Source organism: Nocardia sichangensis (genome assembly GCF_047200615.1).
In the GTDB taxonomy this organism is placed as follows: Bacteria; Actinomycetota; Actinomycetes; order Mycobacteriales; family Mycobacteriaceae; genus Nocardia; species Nocardia sichangensis.
This window is the reverse complement of the sequence record NZ_JBJZOK010000007.1, coordinates 169,618-195,559: the sequence shown is the minus strand read 5'-3', so window position 1 is coordinate 195,559 and position 25,942 is coordinate 169,618. Positions and strand designations below refer to the sequence as shown.

At 69.7% G+C, this 25,942-nt stretch carries 2 protein-coding genes; both read right to left on the bottom strand.

Annotation, left to right across the window (positions count from 1 at the left end):
* Positions 1 to 92 precede the first annotated feature (92 nt).
* On the bottom strand, positions 93 to 887 hold the full coding sequence (locus tag ACL03I_RS12595) for an FkbM family methyltransferase (protein WP_355075341.1): 795 nt from the start codon (positions 885 to 887) through the stop codon (positions 93 to 95).
* Positions 881 to 25,348 (bottom strand): non-ribosomal peptide synthetase, encoded by a 24,468-nt coding sequence (locus ACL03I_RS12590; RefSeq protein ID WP_412805976.1) that lies wholly within the window; start codon positions 25,346 to 25,348, stop codon positions 881 to 883. The genes ACL03I_RS12595 and ACL03I_RS12590 overlap by 7 nt, the downstream gene beginning before the upstream one ends.
* Positions 25,349 to 25,942 lie beyond the last annotated feature (594 nt).

Sequence of the window (25,942 nt, the reverse complement as noted above, 5' to 3'; positions counted from 1 at the left end):
CGCGGGAAGGCGGCGATCCGGCACGGGAACAGCCTGGGAGAGTATCCGCAGGCTGGACCCGTGCCGAGATGGAACAAGACGGCGCGGGACCGTCAGACGCTCTCCGGCCTGACGGCGTAGATCTCGTGCAGTTCGGTTCCGGCCAGGCTCGGGTCCTGGCGCGTTCGCGCGTACAGACCGTGTCCGCTCAACAATTCGCGGCACTGGGCCAAACGGTCGTCCCGATCGTGCACCTCGGCGACGACGGCGCGGATGCGCGGCCAGTCCGCGGCGGCTATGCCGCGCAGGACATCGAGCTCCGCTCGCTCGACGTCCACCTTGAGCAAGCCGACCTCCGCGTTCCCGCCGTGCTCGTCGAGTATCGCCGAAACGGTGGTGACTTCGACCTCCATTCGCTCGCCTTCGTGCAGCCCGGCGGTGATCAGAGCGATCGCCTCGTCGTTCAGGCCGCTGTTGCGCAGGTAGATCTCGGTGGCCCGGTCGTCGGCCGCGCGGTCGGCGTAGAGACCCGAATTGGCCGACGCCCGTGGGTACCAGGTGAACGGCGCGCTGCCGGGCGCCGCGCCGACCGCGACCTGCAACGGCACGCCGTCCGGCACATGAGCGGCCATATTGCGCTGCAGACAGTCGAAGGTCGCCGGGGCCGGCTCGGCGGCGATCACCCGGACGCCGGGGCAGGTCTCGGCGAACATCATCGCGCTCAGCCCGATGTTCGCGCCGATGTCCAGTGCGATGTCCCCGGGACGCAGCAGCGCGGCCGCTAGCCGATAGAAGCCGTCGGTCGACATCTCGCCCCACAACATCCGCGCCTCGGCCGGACTGGTACAGGCGACCGTCCTGCCGTCCTCGAGCCGGAGTTGCTGGAGTTGATCGAGAGTCTTCAGCATGCGTTCGCGAACCTTTCGAGGATCGGGCCGATGACGGCCAGTGCGTGCGGATGGGTCAACTCGAGATGTCGTGCGTCGACGACCGTGTTGTGCAGATCGCCGGTGATGAACGGCCGCCACGTCCGCACGACGGCGTCGTGGTCCGTGCGGTCTTTTCCTGCGGTGAAGAAGATCAGATCGCCGTCGAAGACACCCGGCCGATGCTCCCTGGCGATATCGCTCGCGGTCCGGAAGCTCTCCATCACCCGATCGACCTGTTCGGCGGTGAACATCCCGGTGGCGGTCACCTGATCGCGGATCACCGCCCAGGCCTGCTCGTGGGTCTGCGCGGTCACCTCGGCGCCGAGGTCGAACAGCTCACGCCAGCCACCGAGCAGATCGGCCATCAGTTCGCTCGGCGCGGGCTCGTCCGCGGTGCCGCTCATCGCCGCGGCCAGCGCCTCGGAGTCGCCGACCGCGCTGTCCATCATGGCCAGCACGCCGACCTGCTGTCCTTCCCGCTGGAGCCGGACCGCGACGGCATGCGCGATCGCACCGCCCAGCGACCACCCCAGCAGGTGATACGGCCCGCTCGGCTGCACTCGGCGGATCTCGGCGACATAGCGTTCCGCGAGTTCGTCGACGGAACGCGCACCGGGTTCGCCCGCCACGACATGGGGATCCTGCAAGCCGTAGACCGGCCGGTCCTTGTCCAGATGTTCGACCATTCCGCCGTAGAACCACGCCAGCCCGCCCGCGGGATGCACCGCGAACACCGCGGGCTTCGGGCCGTGCGCGCGCAGCGGCAGCAATACTTGCAGCCCCGAACCGCCCGCCGTGCCGTCGGCCCGGGCCGCCAGGGCTTGCGGCGTCGCGTCGTCGAACATCCACGGCAACTGGATCGTCACGCCGCGGCCGCGCAACTCGGTCACCACCATGGTGGCCAGCAGCGAGTTGCCGCCGAGATCGAAGAAGCCGTCCGATGCCCCGACCCGCTGGACGCCGAGGACCTGCGCGTAGACGTCGCCGATCACCTTCTCCGTGTGGGTCCTCGGAGGCACGAACGCGATCGTCGACTCGTCGAACTCGGGGTCGGGCAGTGCTTTTCGGTCGAGCTTGCCGTTGACCGTCAACGGCAGCGCGGGCAACACCATGATCGTCGCGGGCACCATGTAGCCGGTCAGCACCTCGGCGGCGGCCTCGCGGACCTCCGCCGGATCGATCCGCTCGCCGTCGACGCCGACGACGTAGCCGATCAGCTGATCGACACCGCGATCGTGCCGGTGCACCGTGACCGCGGCCTGGGTGACGAGCGGATGGCGCAACAGCGCCGACTCCACCTCGCCGAGTTCGATGCGGAAACCACGCAACTGCACCTGCGCGTCGGCCCGGCCCGCGTACGCCAACTCCAGCCCGCTCGCGGACTTCCGCCAGCGGCCGACATCCCCGGATCGATAGAGCCGGGCGCCGTCGGGATCGAAGGGATTCGCCACGAATCGGCCCGCGGTCAGTGCCGCGGCCCCCAGATATCCCCGGGAAAGCTGCCCACCGGCCACATAGATCTCTCCGGCGACACCGATCGGCACCGGACGCAGCCGGTCGTCGAGAACGTACGCCCGCAGCCCGGGCAGCGGCACACCGATCCCGGCCGAGCTCGTCTGCGTCACTTCGGAGAACGTGACGTGCACGGTCGTCTCGGTGATGCCGTACATGTTGATCAGCCGTGGCATGCCAGGCGCGTGCGCGGCGAACCAGTCGTCCAACCGCGACGCGTCCAGCGCCTCGCCACCGAAGACGACATAACGCAACGCGAGATCTCCTGCGGGGCAGCCGGATTCCCGATAGCGGCGCTCCGCGTCGACGAATCCGTAGAACGCCGACGGCGTCTGGCTCAGCACGGTCACGCCCTCCCGCGCCACGACGTCCACGAACGCCTCCGGCGACCGGGAGGTGTCGTAGTCGACCACGACCACCTTGCCGCCGGACAGCAGCGCGCCCCAGATCTCCCACACCGCGAAATCGAAGGCGTAGGAATGGAACATCGTCCACACGTCGTCGGGTCCGAGGTCGAATCGCTCGGCCGCGTTGGTGAACAGGGTGACCGCTTCCCGGTGGCCGACCGTCACGCCCTTCGGGCGGCCCGTCGATCCCGACGTGTAGATCACGTAGGCGACGTTGCCCGGCCGCGCAGGCGACACCACCGAATCGGAGGCCGCCGCGTCGTCGTTCGCGCACTCCTCGATGAGCAGTACCGGCGCGGCGCACTCCGGCACCGCGGCGGACAGGTCCGCCGAGGTCAGAACCGCGGCCGGACGAGCATCGTCGAGCATGAAGCGCAATCGTTCAGGCGGATACGCCACATCCAGCGGCAGATATCCCGCACCCGCGCGCACGACGCCGAGCAGGCCGACGACCAGGTCCGCCGACCGCGGCAACGCCACGGCCACCAGGGATTCCGGACCCACTCCCCGCTCCGCCAGCCGAGCGGCCACCGCGGCGGAGCGCCGATCCAGCTCCGCGTAGGTCAGTTGCGACTCGCCGTCGGTCACCGCGACCGCGTCCGGTCGCGCGACGGCCTGGACGGTGAACAGTTCCGCGAGGGTCGTGTCCGGCACCGCGACCCCGGCGACACCGGCCGCGCCGAGCAGCTCGCGACGCTGCTGCGGGCCCACGAGGTCGATGTCACCGACGGCGACCTGCGGATCGGCGGTCACCTGCTCCAGGATCCGCACGAAGGCCGCCGCGAACCGGGTCATCGTCTCCTCGACGAAGAGATCGGTGGCGTAGGTCAGGCGACCTCGGATGCCCTCCGCCTGCCCACCGGCGCCGGAGCCTTCGACGAGATTCAGGTTCAGGTCGGCCTGCGCCGGTTCGAAGCCGTTCTCGACCGGCTCGACGGTGAGGCCCGGCAGTTCCAACGCGGCCTTGCTCAGGTTCTGCACATCGAGCGTCACCTGGTACAGCGGCAGATGGGCCGTGGACCTCGGTGGATTGATTGCCTCCACCACCTGCTCGAACGGCACGTCGGCATGGGCGAACGCCGCCAGATCCGTTTCCCGCGTCGCCGCGAGCAGCTCGGCGAACGACTGACGCGACGACACCCGTGACCGCAGCACGAGGGTGTTGACGAACATGCCGATCAGATCGTCGAGTTCGCGCTCCCCGCGTCCGGCCACCGGAGCACCCACCGCGACATCGCCGACACCGGCCGACCGCGACAGCAAGACTGCCAGCGCGGCGTGCACGACCATGAAGACAGTCGCGTTCGCCGCGCGCGCCAGCGCGCCGATTCGTTCCCGCAACGCGGCGGAGATCTCGAAATCCACGGTCCGGCCACGCATCGACGCCACCGGCGGACGCGGCAGGTCGGTGGGCAGTTCGAGCAGTTCGGGCAGCCCGGCGAGAGTGTCCTTCCAGAAGCGCAACTGCCGGGACATGACCGAGCCCGGGTCGCGCTCGTCACCGAGTACATCGCGCTGCCAGAGCGTGTAGTCCGCGTACTGGACCGCGAGAGCGGGCCAGATCGGTTGTGTCCCTCGTCTGCTCGCCTGGTAGGCCACCGCCACGTCTCGCGCGAGCGGCATCATGGACTGCCCGTCGGCACAGATGTGGTGCACGGCGATGACCAAGACGTGCTCGGTGGCTCCGAGCCGGAACAACGCCATGCGCAGCGGAGGCTCCTGTGTGACATCGAAGCTCGCCGAGACGGTGGCGAGCACTCGCTCCATCAGCCGATCCGCCTCGACCGGTACGGCGGTCAGCCCGATCGTGACCTCTTCGACGGGGACCGCGACCTGATGTGGCGTCCCGTCGGTCATCGGGAATCTGGTTCGCAGTGACTCGTGCCGATCGAGGACCAGCTCGCACGCGCGCCGCAACGCGTCGATGTCGAGTTCGCCCGTCAACCGGATCACCAGCGGGATGTTGTACGCGCCGACGGAGGTGTCGAGCTGGTTGAGAAACCACATCCGCTGTTGTGCAGGCGACAACGGCACCAGCCCGGAGCGGGTGCGCGGCACCAGTGGTGCGCGGACCGTCCGCTCGGAGGCGTCCAGACGGGCGGCGAGTCCGGCGACCGTGGGCGCTTCGAACAGGTCGCGAACGCCCACGCTCACTCCGAGCGCGGTACCCAACTGAGCGGTCACCCTCGTCGCCGACAACGAGTTGCCGCCGAGGTCGAAGAAGCTGTCGCCCGCTCCGACCCGGTCGATGCCGAGGACGCTTCCGAAGACGTCCGCGACTTGCCGCTCGGTCTCCGTACCCGGTGCGGTCCAGGTCCGTGCCGCCGAGAACCGCGGCGCGGGCAGTGCCAGGCGGTCGAGCTTTCCGGTTCTGGTGAGGGGGAATTCGGTGAGCACCGCGCAGATGTCGGGCACCATGTGCGCGGGCAGCCGCAGCCGCGCGGCCGCCCTGATCTGCTCCGGATCCAGGTTCTCGGCGCCGACCAGGTAGCCGACGAGTCTGCCGACGCCGCGCTCGTCTTCGCGCAGCACGACGACCGCGTGTTCCACGCCGGGTTGCGCGGCCAGCACGGCCTCGATCTCACCGAGCTCGATCCGTTGACCGCGGATCTTGACTTGGAAGTCGCGACGACCGAGGTACTCCACGGTGTGCTCCGGCGTCCAGCGAGCCAGGTCGCCGGTTCGGTACATGCGGGATCCCGGCGCACCGAACGGGTTCGCGACGAACGCGTTCGACGTCGCCACCGGGCGGTTCACGTATCCGCGGGCCAGTTGCACACCGGCGAGATACAACTCGCCGACCACGCCCACCGGCACCGGCCGCAGCCAGGCGTCCAGCACGACGGCCTCGACGCCGCTGATCGGACCACCGATCGTGACGGCCGCACCGGGATGCAGCGGGCCACCGATTCCGGCCAGGATCGTTGTTTCGGTCGGGCCGTACCCGTTCAGCAGTCGCCGGCCCGGCGACCACTGTGTGACGATCTCCGGCGTCACGGCCTCGCCACCGGCCATCAGTACCCGCAGGCGATCCAACCCCTCCGGTGACATCGTCGACAGCACGCTCGGCGTCAGGAAGGAGTGCGAGACGCGCTGCTGCCGAATGAATTCCGCCAGTTCAGCGCCGCCGAACACTTCCGGCGGCGCCACCACGAGTACCGCGCCGTTGGTGTGGGCCAGCAGCAACTCGAGGACCACGACGTCGAAACCGGGAGCGGACGCGTGCAGTACCCGCGACCGGCTGTCCGCGCCGAAGCGGTCACGTTCCACGGCCGCGAAATTGGCCAGCCCCTCGTGGGTGACCGCGACGCCCTTGGGCGTCCCGGTCGAGCCCGAGGTGTACAGCACGTACGCGGTGTCGCGAACATGCGGCGTCCGTGTTCGATCCGTGTCGGTCACCGCGTCCGAGGACCGTGCCTCGATCGCTTTACGGGTCTCCGGATCGTCGAGTACCAGCCGCCGGACGGGCCCGGAAACCAGCTCTCGCCACGCCTCGACCGTGACCGCGACCCGCACCTGCGAGTCCGCGACCATGTGCCCGACGCGTTCGGCGGGGTTGCGCGGATCCACGGGCAGGAACGCGGCGCCGGTCTTGGTGACCGCCCACATGCCGACCACGAGTTCCACCGATCGGGCCATCGCCAACGCCACCTGCTCGCCGGGGCCGACACCCCAGTCGATCAGCTCGCGCGCGACACGGTTCGACCAGGCGTCCAACTCGGCGTACGACATCGTGTGCCCGTCCGAAACGATCGCTGCCGCTTCGGGATCCACCGCGACACCGGCGGCCAACAGCTCAGCGAGAACTCGGGGCGCTGCGGCGGGTCCGCCGGTGGCGGGTACCAGGTCACGGCGCTCGGCAGCGGTCAGCAGGTCGACCGCGCCCAGCCGCGCGCCCGGATCGGTCGTGATGGCGCGCAGCACGGTCTCCATCCGGGCGGCCAGACCGGCGGCCGTCGAGTCGTCCACGCGGGCCCGCTGGTAGCGGATCATGACGTGCAGCTGATCGGTCTGGTGCGCCTGCACCGTGATCGGGTAGTGCGCTGCGTCGCTTCCGTCGGCCGCGACCACCCGCATGCCGTCGATGTCCGCGTCGCCCAGGCCGCTGCTGTCGACCGGATACGACTCGAAGACGACCAGCGTGTCGAACAGCTGGGCAGCGCCCGTGTCCGCCAGGATCCGGGACAGTTCGACGTCGTGGTGATCGAGCACGCGGGTGTTGTCGGCCTGCAACCGCCGCAGCGCGTCCTCGACGGTCCAGGTTCGCGGGAGGTGCACGGCTACCGGGATCGTGTTGATGAACAAGCCGATCATCGATTCCACGCCGGGCAGGTCGGCGGGACGTCCCGACACCGTGCTGCCGAACACCACACGCTCGGTGCCGAGCAGGTTCCCCAGGACCACCGCCCAGGCGAACTGCACGATCGTCGACATGGTCACCGCCCGTGCCCGAGCTAATTCCACCAGTTCCGCGGTGACGGCACGATCCAGCACCACCGCAAGGTCGACCGGGATGCCGACCGTCGTGTGCGTGCGCGCGTCGGCGATCACCGTCGGTTCGGTGAAATCGCGCAGGACCTCCCGCCACACCTCGATGCCGGTCGACGGCTCGCGCCGATCCAGCCATGCCAGGTAGCCGCGGTACGACGCCGCGGCGGGCAGCAACTCGGCCCGCGCACTCACCGCGTAGAGGCCGATCAACTCGCGCCACAGCAACGGCAACGACCAGCCGTCCAACAGCAGGTGGTGCGCCGTCAGCACCAGCCGGAACTCCTGCGGCGCCACATCGATCAGCAGGAACCGCAGCAGCGGAGGATCGGCGGGATCGAACGGGACCGCCCGCTCGGCCGCGATCAGCTCCTCGGGGGTCGTCGTGCCGTCGCGCAGATCGACCCGCCGCCAGCGCACGGCGGCGGCCGCCGGAATCACCTGCGCCGGAGTGCCATCGGCCGTGCGCACGAAGGCGGCTCGCAGATTCGGATGACGCTCCAGCAAGGCCGTGGCGGAGCGCTGCAGCCGATCCGCATCGATCACACCGGCGAGGGCGAGGGTGGATTGTGCCGTGTAGACGTCGAGGTCACCCGCGGCGAGTTCGGCATGGAACAGCAGTCCCGCCTGCAGCGGCGCCAGCGACCAGACATCGCCGAGCGCTCCGTAACGGTCGGCGAACCCGTCCAGGTCGGATTGTGTGACCTCAACGAGTGGAACGTCGGCGGGTGAGAAGCCCCAGTCCTCGTCCGCGAGGGCCGCGGTCGCGATCCCGGTCACCGCGCCGATCCATTCGTCGGCGAGTTCGGCCACGTCGTCGCGCTCGAACAGCCGGGACGCGTAGCCGATCCGCGCCGACAGGCGCGGTCCCGCTTCGGTGTCCACGATGTTCACGTCGATCGTGACGGCCGCCGCCACGGGCATGTCGGGATCGAAGGCCGACCACCGGTCGAACGGCTCGTCGGTCGGAATCCACGCGAGGTCCGACAGCGTCGTGAGGTCGACGCCGACCCGGCCGAGATTGTTGAAACCGATCTGCGGCTCCGGCAGTGCCGCGAGCCGGTCGCGGGTGTCGGCGTGGAGGTAACGCAACAGGCCGTAGCCGATCCCCTTGTCCGGGATCACGCGCAACTGGTCTTTCACGGATTTCACCGCGGCACGCGGATCATCCGCATTCACCCCGCTCAGGTCGAGCGCCACGGGGTAGGTGTTGGTGAACCAGCCCACCGTGCGGGAGACATCCGCTCCCTCGGCGATCTGTTCCGCGCGGCCGTGCCCCTCCAAGAGGACTTTCACACCCGCGTGCGCGATACCGCGCCGGTGGCGCCAGCGCGTCGCCGCCACGGCCAGGCCGGCCAGCAACGCGTCGTCGACGCTGCCGTGCGCGGCCTTCGGCACCGCGTCGAGCAATGCCGAAGTGACGTCCACCGGGAGGGACACCGTCAGATGCCGCACGGTCGACTGGGTGTCGACGGCGGGATCGAGCACCGCGCTGCCGAGCAGCGGATCCGGCGCCGCACCCATCCGGTGCCACAGGTCGAACTCCCCGGCACGGGCCGCGGCGGCATCGGCCAGCGCGTGCGCCCATCGGCGCATCGATGTCCCTTGCGCGGGCAATTCCACCGTTCGTCCCCGCGTGACCTGCTGCCAGGCTGTCGCGAAGTCGGGAATCAGGATTCGCCAGGACACACCGTCGACCACGAGGTGATGGACGACCACGAGCGCCCGCGCCTCGGCGTCGAGGCCCGGTTCGGGCAGCAGGCACACGACCTGCACCATCCGGCCCGCCGCCGGGTCGAGGCGGTCCGACGCCTCGGCCAGCGCCGCTTCCACCACCGCGGTGAAACCGTCAGTGCCCGGGGTCTCATCCGCGCGGAAGGTGCGGGTCAGCACCACGTCCGCGGCATCCGCGGCCTCCGGCCGCGGCACCTCCAAGCACTGGTCGCGCAGCCGCGCGCGCAGCATGTCGTGCTGTCGCAGCACCGCCCGCACCGTCGCGGTCACGTCCTCGACTCGCGCGTCGCGCGGCAAGCGCACCAGCATCGACTGAGCGAACCGAGGAGCGGCGCCGAGACGCTCGGTGAACCAGGAAACCACCGGGGTGAACGGGATCTCGCCCACGCCGCCACCAGGCAACTCCGCGAGCGAAGACCGTTCGGCGGCCGCGGCGACCCGCGCCAGGCCACGGACAGTTTTCTGCTCGAAGATGTCCCGCGCCGTCACGACGACACCTGCCGACTTCAACCGGGAAGCCAACTGGATCGACAGGATCGAATCGCCGCCGAGGGCGAAGAACGAGGTGGAGACACCGACCGACGCGACGCCGAGAACATCCGCGAACGCGGCCGCGACGGTGCGTTCCAGATCGGTGGACGCCGCCTCCGCATCATCTCCATCGGCGCGGAAGACCGGCTCCGGCAATGCTTTCCGATCCACCTTGCCGGTCGAGGTGATCGGCATGCGATCGAGCACGGTGAGCACCGACGGCACCATGTGCGCGGGCAATACCGACGCGACGTGTTCGAGCACGGTCTCCGGGTCGGCGACCGTCGCGGCTTCGGTCACGATGTACGCGGCCAGCACCGGGTGCCCGCCCGGCCCCGTGCGGCTGACGGTCACCGCGGCGGCCACCGCCGGATGCGTGAGCAGCGCCGCGTCGATCTCACCGAGTTCGATGCGCTGGCCACGGATCTTGATCTGGAAGTCGCTGCGGCCGACGTATTCGAGCGTGCGCCGCGTCGTCCAGCGGACGATGTCCCCAGTGCGGTACATCCGCCCGCCCGGGCCACCGTACGGATTCGCGACGAACGCACCGGCCGTGACCGCACGCCGGTTGAGATAGCCGCGCGCCAGCTGTGCACCCGACAGGTACAGCTCCCCCGCGACTCCGACCGGCACCGGGCGCAAGCGCGCGTCCAGCACCAAGGCCTCCGCGCCGCGAATCGGGCCGCCGATCACGATCGGATCGCCCGGCCGCACCGGATCGCTCATCGTGATCACGATCGTCGTCTCGGTCGGGCCGTAGATGTTGTGCAACCGGCGACCCGGCGCCCAGGTGGCGATCAGCTCCGCGGGCACCATCTCGCCGCCGACCGCGAGCATCCGCACCGACTCGAGACCGGCGGGCGCCATGGTCGCCAGCACGCTCGGCGTCAGGAACGCGTGCGACACCCGATGCGTCCGGATCAGCGCGGCCAGATCCGGCCCGCCGAACACCTCCGGTGGCGACACGACCAACGCCGCGCACGCCGCATGCGCCATCAGCGCTTCGAGCAGCACCGCGTCGAACGCGGGCGCCGCCACTTGCAGCACCCTGGACGTGCCGTCGACCCGGTAGCGTTCGGTTTGCTCGGCCGCGAAGTTCGCCAACCCGGCATGGGTGACCACGACACCCTTGGGTGTTCCGGTCGAACCGGACGTGTAGATCAGGTAGGCGGCGTCCTCGATCCGCAGCACACGCCCGCGATCGGCATCGGTCACCGCCTCGCCGGACCGCGCCGTGATCTCCTGCGCCGTGCGCGGATCGTCGAGCATCAGCCAGCGCACCGCGTCCGGCAGCTCCCCGCGTGCGGTCGCGAGCGTGAGCCCGACGCGGACGCCGGAATCGCTCACCATGTGCGCGATCCGCTCGGCGGGGTAGCGGAGATCGACCGGGACGAACGTGGCGCCGGTCTTCGCGATCGCCCACATGGCGACGTGATACTCGATCGAGCGTGGCACGGCCAGCGCCACGAACACTCCCGGCCCGACTCCCTGGGTGAGCAGGTGTCGAGCGAGCCGGTTGGCCCTGACGTCCAGCTCCGCGTACGTGAGGGTTTCGCCGTCCCCGATCAGGGCCACCGCCGCCGGAGCCGATGCCACGGCCGTCGCCAGCAGATCCGGCAGCAAGCAAGGCCGCGCGTCGTCGCCGCCTCGCGCGGGCACCAAGCGTTCGGTGTCGGCGGCGCTCAACAGATCGATGTGGCCGATCGCCCGCGCCGGATGGGCGGTGACCGCCTCGAGGACGCGGACGAACCTCTCCGCCAGAGCATTTGCGGTCGACTGGACGAAAAGATCGGTGGCGTAGATGATCTCGCCGTCGATTCCGGCGGGCCGATCGCCTTCGCGCCGCTCGGTCACCAGCACGGTGAGGTCGGCTTTGGCCTGCGCGATGCCGGGGTCCATGATCTCGACGTCGATTCCGGGCAGCTCGAATCGGGCCGCTCCGGTGTTCTGCAACCCGAACATCACTTGGAACAGTGGCGAATACGCCGTCGAACGCGGACGGCCGATGACGTCGACGAGCCGCTCGTAGGGCAGGTCGGCGTGAGCGAGCGCTTCGAGGTCGACATCGCGCACTACGGCGAGAAGCTCCCGGAACGAGCGATCCTCATCGATGCGGGTCCGCAGCACCACGGTGTTGACGAACATGCCGACGAGATCGTCGAGTTCCGGCTTGCCGCGACCGGCGACCGGCGTGCCGACCGAGATGTCGTCGCTGTGCGCGGTGCGCGCCAACAGGATCGACAGGGCCGCGTGCAGGACGACGAACACCGTGACGCCCTCGCGGTGGGCCAGCCGCACGATGTCGTCGTGCAGCCGCGCGGGCAGCTCGAACCGGACGTTGCCGCCGTCGGTCGAGAGGGTGGCGGGGCGTGGCCGGTCCGTCGGCAGGGCAAGCAGCTCCGGGGAACCGTCCAGAGCGTCGGTCCAGTAATCGATCTGCCGCGCGATCAGCGACGCCGGATCGTCCTCGGAGCCGAGCAGCTCCTGCTGCCACATCGCGTAGTCGGCGTACTGGACCACCGGCGATTCCCACCGGGGCGGGTGGCCGCCCGCCCGCGCCCGGTACGCGGCGAACACGTCGCGGGCGAGCGGAGCCATCGACGCCCCGTCGGCGGCGATGTGATGGACCACCACCACCAGCACATGTTCCCGCGTCGCGGTGCGATACAACCGTGCCCGCACAGGTACCGATTCGGCGATGTCGAATCCCGCCTCGACCGCGTTGCGCATGCGGTCGGCGAGTTCCGTCTCGCCGACGACCGGCTCCGGTTCGAAGGCCATGTCCGCGGCGATCGTCGCGATCTCCCGCACCACCTGGCAGGGCTCGCCGTCGACGAGCGGATACACCGTCCGCAAGGGCTCGTGCTTGGTCACCACGTCGAGGAACGCGGCACGCAGTGCCTCGGTGTCCAGCGGCCCGGTCAGGCGGGCCGCGAAGCAGATGTTGTAGGCCGCCGAGGAGGTGTCGAACTGGTTGAGGAACCAGATCCGCCGCTGCGCCGCCGCCAACGGGACCGCGCCGGTGCGTGGCCGCGCGGTCAGCGCAACAGCGGTGGATCCGGTCCGTGCCGAGATCCGCTCCGCCAGCGCGGCGATGGTCGCCGCATCGAAGACGTCCTTGATGCCGACATCGACGCCGACGACCGCCTGGGCCCGCGCCGCGAGCTGAGCGGCCGACAGCGAGTTGACACCGATCTCGAAGAGATTCGCGGTCACGCTCACCCGTTCCGCGCCGGTGAGTTCGGCGACCAGACGCGCCAGCACCACCTCGCCGTCGGTGCGCGGCGAGACGAAGTCCGCGCCGTCGTCGAACACCGGCCGCGGCAGCGCCGACCGGTCGAGCTTGCCGTTGGCGGTGAGCGGCATCGCGTCGAGCACCTGCACGACGTCCGGAACCAAGTAGGACGGCAGCGTCCGGGTCAGCTCTTCGCGGATCGCGCGGCCGTCGGTGACCGCGCCCGGCGCCAACGTCACGTAACCGACGATGCGCTCCGTCGTCACGATGGCCACGGCACGCGCTACCTGCCCGCAGGCGCGCAGCGCGGCTTCGATGTCACCGGGCTCCACCCGCTGACCGCGCACCTTCACCTGGAAGTCGCCGCGCCCCAGGTATTCCAGCTCGCCGGTCTTGCGCCACCGGACCAGGTCACCGGTCCGGTACAGCCGCTGTCCCGCAACGCCGAACGGGTTGGCGACGAAGGCGCCGCAGGTGAGATCGGCGCGCGCGTGGTATCCGCGCGCCAATTGGACACCCGAGACGTACAGCTCCCCGACGACCCCGACGGGCACCGGCCGCAGCCGCGAATCCAGCACGTAGACCTTCATGCCGCCGGCGGGCGCTCCGATCGGCACCGCCGCGACGGCCGACGCACCCGGCGCGCACGGCTGCGCGGTGACCACCTCCGCCTCCGCGGGCCCGTACCAGTTCACCAGCTCCGCGTGCGTGAAGACGTGCGCCGCGGCGTCGACCGTGCGCTGCGCCAGCGCCTCACCCGCGACGAACACCCGCCGGATCGAGGGCAGTTCCGCGACCCCGGCCGATTCCAGCAGGACATCGAGCATCGACGGGACGAAGTGCACGGTGGTGATCTCGTGCCGTGCGATGACCTTCGCCAGGTGAACGGGATCGCGATGTCCGCCCGGTTCGGCTACGACGATGTGCGCGCCGGTCTGCAACGGCCAGAACAACTCCCACACGGCGATGTCGAACGTGATCGGCGTCTTGTGCAGCACCGCGTCGGACGTTCCGTGCGGCCACCGCTGCTGGGCCCATGCCAGCTGGCTCACGGTGGCGGCATGGGTCAGCGCCACGCCCTTGGGCGCCCCGGTGGACCCGGAGGTGAACAGCACATAAGCCAGATGGTTCGGCCGCAGCGGTGTGCGGCGCTCCGCGTCCGTGATCCGAGCGCCGGACAGACCGGTCACGTCCAGCCGGTCGATCCGCGCGTACTCGAATCCGTCGGGCAGGCCCTGGCCGTCGTCCGCGGTCGTGAGCACCAGCAGAGGATCGGCCGCGCCGAGGACGTGCGCGATCCGCGCGCTCGGGTGATCCGGGTCGATGGGCAGGAACGCGGCGCCCGCCTTCACGACCGCGTACAGTGCCGTGACCAGCTCGGCCGATCGGCGGACGGCCACCGCCACGATCGTCTCCGGCCCGGCACCGCGCCCGATGAGCCAGCGAGCCAGCCGGTTGACGCGTGCGTCGAAATCCCGGTAGGTCGCCGTACTTCCGTCCGGAAGCCGCAGCGCCGTGGCGTCCGGTGTGCGCGCGACCTGTTCGTCGAAGACGTCGACGAGCGTCCGGCCCGGTGCGGCGGAGCCACCGGTGTCGTTCCACCGCTCCAGCACTCGGGACCGCTCCGCCTCGTCGAGCAGGCCGATCTCCCCGACGGTGGCCTCGGCATCGCGGGCCGCGGTATCGAGGACCTGGACGAACCGGTCGGCGAAGCCGCGCACCGTGTCCTCGTCGAACAGATCCGTGGCGTAGGTCAGGCGCAACGTCATGCCGGTCGGCTCGTTGTGCGTGCCGTGGCCTTCGCTGATCATCAGCAACAGGTCGTAGATCGCCGCGCTGTCGCAGGGGTCCACGTTCTCCACGGTGAGTCCCGGCAGTTCGACGCGAGCCCGGGTCATGTTCTGGTAGGCCAGCAGCACTTGGAACAACGGCGTATGCGCGGTCGATCGCACCGGGTTCAGCGCGTCCACCAGTTGCTCGAACGGCACGGTGGCGTGATCGAACGCCTCGATGTCGGTGCGCCGCACCTGGTCCAGCAGACTCGCGAACGTCTGGTCGAGCGTGACCCGCGACCGCAGCACCAAGGTGTTGACGAACATGCCGACCAGGTGGTCCAGCGACCGGTCGCCCCGGCCCGCGTGCGGCACACCGACGGTGACGTCGTCGCTGCCGGACAGTCGCGACAGCAGCACCGCCAGGGCCGCGTGCACGACCATGAACGTGGTGGCACCGGAGCGCCGTGCCAGCGATTCCACCCGGCCTTGCAGTTCACCGGGTATGGCGACCTGGATCACCGCCCCGCGCTGGGATTGCTCGATCGGCCTCGGCCGGTCGCTCGGCAATTCGAGCAGCTCCGGTACGCCCGCGAGTTGCGTTCGCCAGTAAGCGATGTCGCGGGCCACCGGCGAGTCCTGGTCGTCCGCGGAACCGAGGACCGCTCGCTGCCACAAGGCGTAGTCGGCGAACTGCACCGGCAGCGGCGCCCAATCCGGCGCGGTACCGCCGGAGCGCGCCCGATACGCCGTCACCAGGTCGGCCGCCAGCGGGGCCACCGAGAAGCCGTCACAACTGATGTGGTGCGCGGCCAGCGCGAGCGTCCACGCCTCGTCGGACAATTGGTACAGCGCCACCCGCAGCGGCACACCCTCGGCCACGTCGAATCCGGTGCCGCAGAATTCGGCCAGCCGGTGCGGCAGTTCCCGCTCACCGACGGCCTGCGGGGTGAGATCGCAGGTCGCGAGCACGTCTTCGGCGTTCAGCACGACCTGGGTGGGCGTGCCGTCGACCGCGGGATACATCGTGCGCAAGCTCTCGTGCCGCTCGAGCACATCGCTGACAGCGGCCGTCAACGCGGCCGGATCGAGCGCGCCTTCCAGCCGGATCGCCAGTGGCACGACATATCCGGGCGCGGCGGGGTCGTACTGGTTGAGGAACCACATCCGGGTCTGCGCGTGCGACAGCGGGATACGGTCCGGCCGCGTGACCCGCGTCGGCGCGGGCAGACTCGGGACCGCGCGCAACTGGGCGATGCGCTCGGCCAGCCCCGACACGGTCGGCGCCTCGAAGATCGCGCGCACCGGAATGGTCACGTCCACGACGTCCCCGATCCGGCTCAGCGCGCGCGTGGCGACCAGCGAGTTGCCGCCCAACTCGAAGAAATCGTCGTCCGCGCCGATTTCGGGGCGGTCGAACAGTTCCGCGAAAACCGCGGCGATCGCTTGTTCGATCAGACCTCGCGGCGCCCGGAACTCGGTGTCCTGGGCGCTCGGGTCCGGCTCGGGCAACGCTCGATACTCCACCTTGCCGTTGGCATTCAAGGGAATCGAGTCGATCCGGGTCACCGACGACGGCACCATATAGGCGGGCAGCCGGTCCAGCAGCGAATTCCGTACCTGCCGGGCGTCGAGCGCGCCATCCGCGACGACGTAGGCCACCAGCCGCTGCTCGCCGCCGTCGCCGCGTACCTGCGCGACGGCCGCGCGCACCTGCTCGTGCGCGAGCAGCGCCGCTTCGATGTCGCCGAGTTCGATCCGCAGGCCGCGCACCTTCACCTGGGTGTCGGCGCGGCCGATATAGCGCAGGTTGCCGTCGCCGTCCCAGCGCACGAGGTCACCGGTGCGGTAGAGACGCGCGCCGTCCGCGGCGCCGGAGGGATCGGCGACGAACGTCGCGGCCGTCAGGTCCGGGCGTTCGTGGTATCCGCGGGCAAGCTGCACGCCGCCCAGGTACAGCTCGCCGGTGACGCCGACCGGCACGGGATGCAGCCGCGAGTCCAGCACGTGCACCGTGACATTCGCCTCGGGCACGCCGATCGGCACGGTCGCGCCTTCGACCACGTCGATCCGGTGCGCGGTGACACTGACCGCCGCTTCCGTCGGGCCGTACAGGTTGTCGATGCGGGCGTCGCTGAAATCCCGGAAGCGGCGCGCGATCTCTGCGGACAACGCCTCACCGATGCACAGTACGCGCCGCAGGTCCGGGAACTGATCCGGAGTCGCCACCTCGAGGAACGCCGCGAGCAGCGACGGGACGAAATCCACCGTGGTCACGTGATACTCGGCCATCAGCCGGGCGATCTCGCGCGGATCGCCGTGCGCGTCGGGACCGGCGACCACCAAGGCAGCGCCGCAGGTCGGCGCGGAGAACAGCTCCCAGACGGAGAGGTCGAACGTCACCGGGGTGCGCAGCAGCATGACGTCGCCGCCACCGAGCCGGTAGTGATCGCGCATCCAGCGCAGCTGATTCACCACCGCCGCGTGCGCAACCGCCACGCCCTTGGGCACACCCGTCGAACCGGAGGTGTAGATGACGTAGGCCAGATCGTCCGGGCGCAGCGGCCGGATCCGATCGGCATCGGTCAGCGCCGACGCGTCCAGGCGCTCGGCCTCCAGCTCGCCGAGCGTCCAGACCGGCACGTCGCCGGGCAGACTCGCCCGGTCGGGCGTACGGGTGAGAATCGCGGCGGGACGCGCGGCGGAGAGGACGGAACTCACCCGGTCGGCCGGATGGTCCGGGTCCAGTGGCAAGTAGGCCGCGCCCGCCGCGTGGATGGCGTACAGCGTGGCCAGCAGGTCCACCGAGCGGCGCATCGCCACCGCCACAATGGTCTCCGGTCCGATGCCGCGCCGGATCAGCGCGCGGGCCAGCGAATTCACCCGTGCCCCGAATTCCCGGTAGTCGAGCCGGGCACCACCGGCGGCGTCGAGCACCGCCGGGTGTTCCGGCGTCGCGGCCACCTGTGCGGCGAACAGGTCCGCGATCGTCGCTGACGGAGCCTGCGTCCGTACGCCGCTCGACCGGGCCGCGATCCGGTGCGCCTCTTCGGCGGTCAGCAGATCCATGTCGCCGATGGCGCGGGTGGGGTCACCGACGATCGCGCGCAGCAACAGCAGATAGCGGTCGAACATCGACTCGACCGTCGACTCGTCGAAAAGATCCGTCGCGTAGCCGAATTCGACCGCCATGTCCCCCGGCTCGCCATCCGCCGCCAAGGCGTCGACCAGATTCAGGTGCAGGTCGTACTTCGCCACGCTCGGATCGGCCATCCGCGCCGAGACCGTCAGGCCCTCGAACCGCACCGTGGGGATCTCGATGTTCTGGAACGAGAAGCCCACCTGCGTCAACGGCGCGTGTGCCGTCGAGCGCGGCGGATTCAGCACCTCGACCAGACGCTCGAACGGGATGTCGGCGTTCTCGAAGGCGGCCAGGTCGGTGGCCCGGACCTGGTCCAGGATCCGGACGAAGGACGCGCCGGGTTCGATGTACGTCCGCAACACCAGCGTGTTGACGAACATCCCGACCAGGCCGTCCAACCCCGGCTCGCCACGACCGGCGATCGGTGTGCCGACCGCGATGTCCCCGGTACCGGACAACCGCGCCAGCAGTGCCGCGTAGGCCGCGTGCATCACCATGAAGACCGTCGCGTCGTGGCTGCGGGCCAGCGCGATCACCTCGCGATGCAGATCCGCGGGAAGGGTGGCCGAGACCGTCGCGCCCCGGAACGACTGCTTCGCGGGCCGCGTACGGTCGGTGGGCAGATCCAGTACCTCGGGCAGATCGGCGAGAGCCGCGATCCAGTACCGGGTCTGGGCGACGGTCGGACTGTGCGGATCGTCCTCGCTGCCGAGCAGCTTCCGTTGCCACAGCGCGTAATCCGCGTACTGCACCGGCAACGGGGCCCACTGCGGCGCTTCGTTCCCGACCCGGGCACGGTAAGCGGCCATCAGGTCCGCGGCCAGCGGCGCGAGCGAGGACCCGTCGAAGCTGATGTGATGGACCACGAGCACCAAGGCATGCTCGTCGGCCGCGCTGCGCAACAACGCGACCCGGAACGGAACCTCGGTGGTGACGTCGAAGCCCACAGCGACCTCGGCGGCGACGCGCGCCTCGACCGCACCGTCCGCGACCGCCACCGGCGTCAGCGGCGGCAGCGCCGTCGGCACCGACACGATCATCTGGTGCGGCCCGCTGTCGCTGTCCGGGTACACCGTGCGCAGCGCCTCGTGCCGTTCGAGCACATCCGCGATCGCCGCGTGCATCGCGGCCACGTCGAGGTCTCCCGACATCCGCACGACCAGCGGGATGTTGTACACCGGTGAGCTCGTGTCGAACTGGTTGAGAAACCACATCCTGGCCTGGGCGGGTGAGAGCGGGATCCGGTCCGGGCGCTCCTGCGGCACCAGCGGCGCCCTGGTCGCCGCGTCGGCACTGCGCAGGCGCTCCGCCAGCGCCCCGATGGTCGGCGTCTCGAAGATCGCGCGCAGCGGCACCTCGACGCCGAACGCACCGCTGAGCTGCGCGGCCGCGCGGGTGGCCGACAGCGAGTTGCCGCCGAGATCGAAGAAACCGTCGAGCACGCCGACGCGTTCGACGCCCAGCACGCCCGCGCAGATGTCGGCCACGATCTGCTCGGTGGCGTTGCGCGGCGCGACGAACTCCACGGCGGGGGCGAATTCCGGTTCCGGCAGGGCGGCGCGATCGACTTTGCCCACCGACGACAGTGGGAGCGTGTCGAGCACCATGACCGTGTCCGGCACCATGTGCGACGGCAGGCGTTGCGCCGCATACCTGGTCAGTTCCGCGGTATCGACCACGCCGTCGGCGGGCACCACGTACGCCGCCAGGCGCGACCCGGTCTCGGCGTGCACGCCCACCACGACGGCTGCCGCGACGGTGGGGTGCCCGGCGAGGACGGCTTCGATCTCGCCCGGTTCGATGCGCTGTCCGCGGATCTTGACCTGGAAGTCGGTGCGCCCCAGGTACTCCAAGGTGTGGTCGGCGGTCCAGCGCGCCAGGTCACCCGTGCCGTACATGCGGGTGCCCGCGGGACCGTACGGGTTGGCGACGAACGTGGCGGCGGTCGAGGCGGGACGATTGAGGTACCCGCGCGACAGCTGCACGCCCGAGACGTACAGCTGTCCGGTCACCCCGACCGGGACGGGCCGCAACCGCTCGTCGAGAACCACCGCGTCGACGCCGCGGATCGGGCCGCCGATGGTTACCGGGTCGCCGACGCACAGCGGATCGCTGATCGCCACCATGATCGTGGTCTCGGTCGGCCCGTACCCGTTGTGCAGCCGACGCCCCGGCGCCCATACCGAAACCGTCTCGGCCGATACCGCTTCTCCGCCCGCCACCAGCACCCGCAGCGAATCGAGTCCGGCGGGCGACATCGTCGCCAGCACGCTGGGCGTCACGAACGCGTGCGAGACCTCTTGTGCGCGAATCAATTCCGCCAGCTGCGCCCCGGCGAACACCTCCGGCGGCGAGACGACCAGCACCGCGCCGTTGGCGTGCGCCATGAGCAACTCGAGCATCACCGCGTCGAAGCCGGGCGCCGCCACCTGCAACACGCGTGACCTGCGATCCACCCGATACCGCTCACGCTGCTCGATCGCGAAATTCGCCAAGCCCTCGTGGGTGACCGCCACGCCTTTCGGCCTGCCGGTCGAGCCCGAGGTGTACACCACGTAGGCCGCGTCGGCCACACGGCAGGCCCGCACCCGTTCCGCGTCGGTCACCACAGCCGGGGACTGCGCCGCGAGGAACGCCTCGGTGCCAGGATGGTCGAGAACCAATTGCCGCACGTGACCGGGAAGCATGCCGCACGACGCCTCGACGGTGAGCCCGACCTCGATATTCGCGTCCGCGACCAGGTGCGCGACCCGCTCGCTCGGATAGCGCGGATCGACCGGCACGAACGCGGCGCCTGCCCGCGCCACCGCCCACACACCGACCACGAACTCGACCGACCGCCCCATGGCCAGCGCGACCTGATCCCCCGGCCCCACCCCCCAGTCGATCAGGACCCGTGCGAGACGATTCGACCAGTCGTCCAACTCCCCGTAGGAGAGCACGCGATCCCCCGCCACCACGGCAGGCGCGGTGCGTTCACCCACCAGCAACACATCCGCCAGCACCCGGGGCGGCTCGGCACGACCACCGGAGGCAGGGACCAATCCCAGACGCTCGACTCCCGACAACAAATCCACGTCGCCGACTCGGGCCCGTGGATTCGCCACGAACGCGTCGAGCACCCGATTCAGTCGTTCGGCGAGCTCTTCGACGGTCTCCCGATCGAACAGGTCTGTCGCGTAGTTGACGCGCAGCGCGACATCGCCGCCCGCGGCGGTGTTCTCGGCGACGGTGACGATGATGTCCACCTTCGCCGGTTCGGCGCCGGGGTCCAGCAGCTCGACGGTGAGCTCGGACAGCTCCAAGTTCGCCCGGTCCATGTTCTCGAACGCGAGATACACCTGGCACAGCGGCGCGTACGCCGGGGACCGCTTCGGATGCAGTTCGTCCACGACACGTTCGTAGGGCAGGTCGCTGTTGGCGAAGGCGTCGACGTCGATGCCCTTGACCCGTGTGAGGAACTCGGTGAACGACTCCTCGGCGGACACCTCGGTACGCAATGGCACGGTGTTGACGAACATGCCGATGAGCGGCTCGAGCGCGCGTTCGCCGCGACCGGCGACCGGCGTGCCGATGGTGATGTCCGCCGAGCCCGACATCCGCGCCAGCAGCACGGCCAGGGCGGCGTGGACGACCATGAACGTCGTGACGTTGGCCGCGCGCGCCAGCCGCTCGATTCCGGCGAAGGTCTCCGCGGGGATCACCGTGTCCGCGACGTCGCCGCGCATGGTCCGGCGGGCCGGACGCGGCCGGTCGGCCGGCAGCTCCAGGACCGGCGGCATCCCCGCCAAACGCTGCGACCAGTACCGCAATTGGCGGGCCGCCCGGGAATCCGGGTCGTCCGGGTCGCCGAGCAGGCTGCGATGCCAGACGCTGTAGTCGGCGTACTGGACGCTCAGCGGTTCCCAGTCCGGGATCTTCTTCTGCGCCCTCGCCTCGTAGGCGACGGCGACATCCGCCGCGAGGGGCCGCAGCGACGATCCGTCGCAGCAGATGTGGTGCAGGACCACCGCCAGGACATGCCGCGTGCGGTCGGCGGTCGCGAGCAGCGCCACCCGGATCGGAGCGCGTTCGCGCAGATCGGTCCCGACCGAAACCAGGTCGCGGATTCGGCCCTCGATCTCGTCCGGGTCGGTCGGCCGCGGCGTCAGGTCGAGCCCAGCGACAACCTCGTCGGCAGGCAGAATCACTTGTGTCCCTTCGCCGTTCACCGCGGGGTAGACGGTGCGCAGCGATTCGTGCCGATCGATCACGTCGGTCAGCGCGGCACGCAGCGCCGCCGCGTCGAGACGTCCGGTGAGCTGGACGATCAGCGGAATGTTGTAGGCGGCCGAGGTAGGGTCGGTCTGGTTGACCAGCCACATCCTGTTCTGCGCCGGCGCGAGCGGAATGGGATCGGGTCTGCCCGCCGCCCGCAGCACGGGCCTGCCGGAACGGTGTCCGTCCTCGATGTGCGCGGCGAGTTCCGCGATGGTCTGCTTGACGAACAGGTCGCGCACCGACACATCGCACCGGGTCGCTTCCGCGATACGCACCGCCGCGCTGGTCGCGGTGATCGAGTTGCCGCCGAGGTCGAAGAAGCTGTCGAACACGCCCACCCGGTCGGTGCCGAGCACCTCGGCGAAGACGTCCGCGATCGACTCCTCGACGACCGTGCGGGGAGCGACGTAGGCCGCGGCCGAATCGAACACCGGCTCGGGCAGTGCCCGGTGATCAACTTTGCCGTTCACGGTCAGCGGCACCGCGTCGATCACGACGACGCTCGACGGCACCATGTACTCCGGCAGCATCCCGCCGACGTGGGTGCGCAAGTCGTCCGGCTCGCAGGTGGCGCCGACGGCGGGTACGACGTACCCGACCAGCCGGGCAGCCTCCGTGCCGGGCAGATGCACCACGACGACCGCCGCGGCGACGCTGTCGTGGGCCAGCAGGGCGTTGCGGATCTCGTCCAGCTCGATCCGGAACCCGCGCAATTGCACCTGCTGGTCGGCGCGGCCGCGATACTCCAGTTCGCCCCGGTGATTCCAGCGCGCCACGTCGCCGCTGCGGTAGAGACGCCTGCCCGCACCGCCGAAGGGGTCGGCGACGAAACGTCCCGCGCTCAACGCCGGTCGGTTGAGATAGCCGCGAGCCAGCTGTGTTCCCGCGACGTAGATCTCGCCCCATGCGCCGAGCGGGCACGGACGCAACCGCTCGTCCAGGACATAGGTTCGCAGGCCTGGCAATGCCGGGCCGACCGTGCTCGGCGCGCCCGGGACGGCGACGTCCGGCGTGAGGGCGGTGTAGGTGACGAAGACGGTGGTCTCGGTGATGCCGTAACTGTTGGCCAGCACCGGCAGGTCCGGGTTGTGCTCGTACCAGTCGGCCAGCCCGGCGGGATCGAGAGCTTCGCCGGACAAGACGACCAGCCGCAGCGACAGTTCACCTTCCGGCTCTCCCGCGTGCGCGTACCGCTGGCGCGCGGCCGCGAACTGATAGAACGCCGACGGCGTCTGGCTGAAGACGGTGACCTTCTCCCGCGCCGCCAGGCGCACCACGTCGTCCGGCGAACGGGTGGTGAGGCTGTCCACGACCACGATCCGGCCGCCGGTGACCAGCGCGCCGAAGATCTCCCAGACCGAGTAGTCGAAGGCGAAGGAGTGGAACAGCGTCCAGACGTCGTCGGATCGAATCCCGATCTCCGCGCACGAGTTCACCAGGTAGGTGGACACGGCACGGTGCGTGATCGATACGCCCTTCGGTCGGCCGGTCGACCCGGACGTGTAGATGACATAGGCGAGGTGATCGGGAAGCAACGGGCCGGTCCGATCGGCATCGGTGATCGGGTCGGCGGCCTGCTCCGCGGCGAGAACGTCGTCGAACAGCACGACGCGGCCGGGATCGCCCGGCACGTGCTCGCGCATGCCCCGCGTGGTCACCACCGCGATCGGGTTCGAGTCGTCCAGTACGTATTCGAGCCGCTCGGCCGGATGGGCGGTGTCCAGCGGAAGGTACCCCGCGCCCGATTTCAGCACGCCGAGCACGGCGACGATCAGGTCGGCGTCGCGTGGCATCGCGATGGCCACCAGTGCTTCCGGTCCCGCGCCGAGTGCGATGAGCCCGCGGGCGAACCGGGTGGATCGTTCGTCGAGCTCGCGGTAGGTGAGAGTGGTCGCCTCGGACGTCACGGCCACCGCGGACGGAGTCGCCGCCGCTTGCCGGGTCAGCAGATCCACCAGTGTGGCCGAAGGGGATTCACCGTCGCGACCGGCGAGTTCCTCGACGATGCGCAGTTCCTCGGCGGGGCCGACCAGCTGGATGTCACCGATGCGGGTGTCCAGGGACGAGTCCATCATCCGCTGCAGGAAATCCAGGAACCGGTCGGCGTGCGACTCGAGTTCGTTCTGCCCGTAGAGGTTCGGATTGCCGTGCAACTCGATGAGCAGCGGCGCGTCCGCGCCCGAGCGGTACAGGTTGAGCTGCAGATCGTCGAGCGCGCCCGAGGTCAGCGCGCGGTAGCGGCCGACGGCCGAGCCGAGGCGAATCTCCGAGTCGAAGAACAAGATGTTCACGATCGGGCCGAACGAGTTCGCCGACGAATCGATCGCGGCCGAGTCGCGGCGCAGATCCTCGAACCGGTACAGCTGGTGGCGCATGGCCGAGACGAGCTCCGACACCGAGGCGCGGACCAGCTCCTCCACGGTGGTCGAATGGCGCACGGCGAAACGAATCGGCACCATGTTGGCCAACATCGCGGCGGAGTTGCGCAGGCGCTTGGTCACCCGGGCGGTCACCGGAAGCGACAGCGCGACATCCTCGGTGCCGGTCATCCGGGCGAGAAACGCCGCGAACGCCGCGATCACCACCTGCGCGGCGGATGCGTTCACCTCATCGGCGAAGCGGTCGAGCCGGTCGGACAGGTGCGCCGGGAGCTGCAGGCCCGCGACGCGGTCCACCTTGCCGGAACGTGCCGTTCGGCCGGACAGGCTCACCGGTGTCGGCAGATCGGAAACCTTGTCCAGCCAATATTTTTTGTCCGCCTGGTACCGCGAGCCGGCGCGATAGACGCGCTCCGCTTCGACGATGTCGTGCAGACTCGCCGCGTCCAGCCGCGTCGGTGGCCTGCCTTCCAGCTGCGCGTTGTAGTGCTCGGCCATTCGGGTGAGACTGTTGAAGGCGCCGTACCCGTCGACCACCAGATGATGCGCGCGGCCGTACCAGAAGTAGTGGTCCTCGCCGACCCGGATCAGCCTGGTGCGGGTGAGCCGGTCGCGACTGAGATCGACCGCCTTCGTGTTGTAGTCGCGGCGCATCCACTCCATCGCCGCCGCGATCGGATCCTCCGCATCGCTGAAATCCAGCACCGGCTCGTCGTAGATAATGCCGCGGTCCACGAATTGATAAGGGCGTCCGTCGGATTCGATCACCCGCACCACGAGGGACTCGGTTTCGTGCCCGCCGTCGTTCACCGCGCGGGTGAACGCGTCGTGGTCCACCGGGCCATCGATCTCGACGTAGTGTGCGATGTTGACAGCCGGTCCACCGGGCACATGATCCGCGAGCCACATGCCGTACTGCGCGCTCGAGAGCGGAATCAATCCCGGTTCGCCATCGGCGGTTCCGTCTGAATTCAGATGCATCGCATGACCCCTTATTCCTACCCGGACGCGCGAAGGCATGGCGGAACCACGCAGGCTCACCGCGTCCGAAATCTGGCTTATATATGCACTTGGTCTGCTGAGAAGCGGCGTACCCCTGCTGTTCGCCGCGCCGTTCAGGTTTCGCGTGTAGCTCGATCAGCCAGTTCCCGGCATCCGAATCGGACACCATTGTGGCCGCTACGGCGGCTCCCACACCTCCTGTTTGTCGGCATTTCCAGTCGTCTCAAAATCTGAAAACAGAACTTTTGAATCTGCGGTGGAGCATCGACACTCTGGTGGGACAAGCTATCTGACAGCAGCCTGGCTGAGTCTAGTCGTATCAAACCTCTCGGCCCCGCACGGAAGCCGGTGTTTCGGATCCCGATTCCAGCGACGCGGACCCGTGGCACATCTCGCACGGCGCCGCTACTTCGATCGCGCATCCCCGAAGAAGATCCTGGTTCAGGGCCATGTAACCGAGGAGAGACACCTGCGATCGGGCATAGTACATGCCGGGTCAGGGGCGGAATCAAGCCGGTACGTCCGCGGCCGCCCAGACGGCCGAGCGAGGGGCCGCAGTACTCCCCTCCTATG

Coding starts and splice junctions, on each gene's coding strand:
- ACL03I_RS12590 (WP_412805976.1), bottom strand. CDS start 25,348: ATGCATCTGAATTCAGACGGAACCGCCGATGGCGAACCGGGATTGATT.
- ACL03I_RS12595 (WP_355075341.1), bottom strand. CDS start 887: ATGCTGAAGACTCTCGATCAACTCCAGCAACTCCGGCTCGAGGACGGC.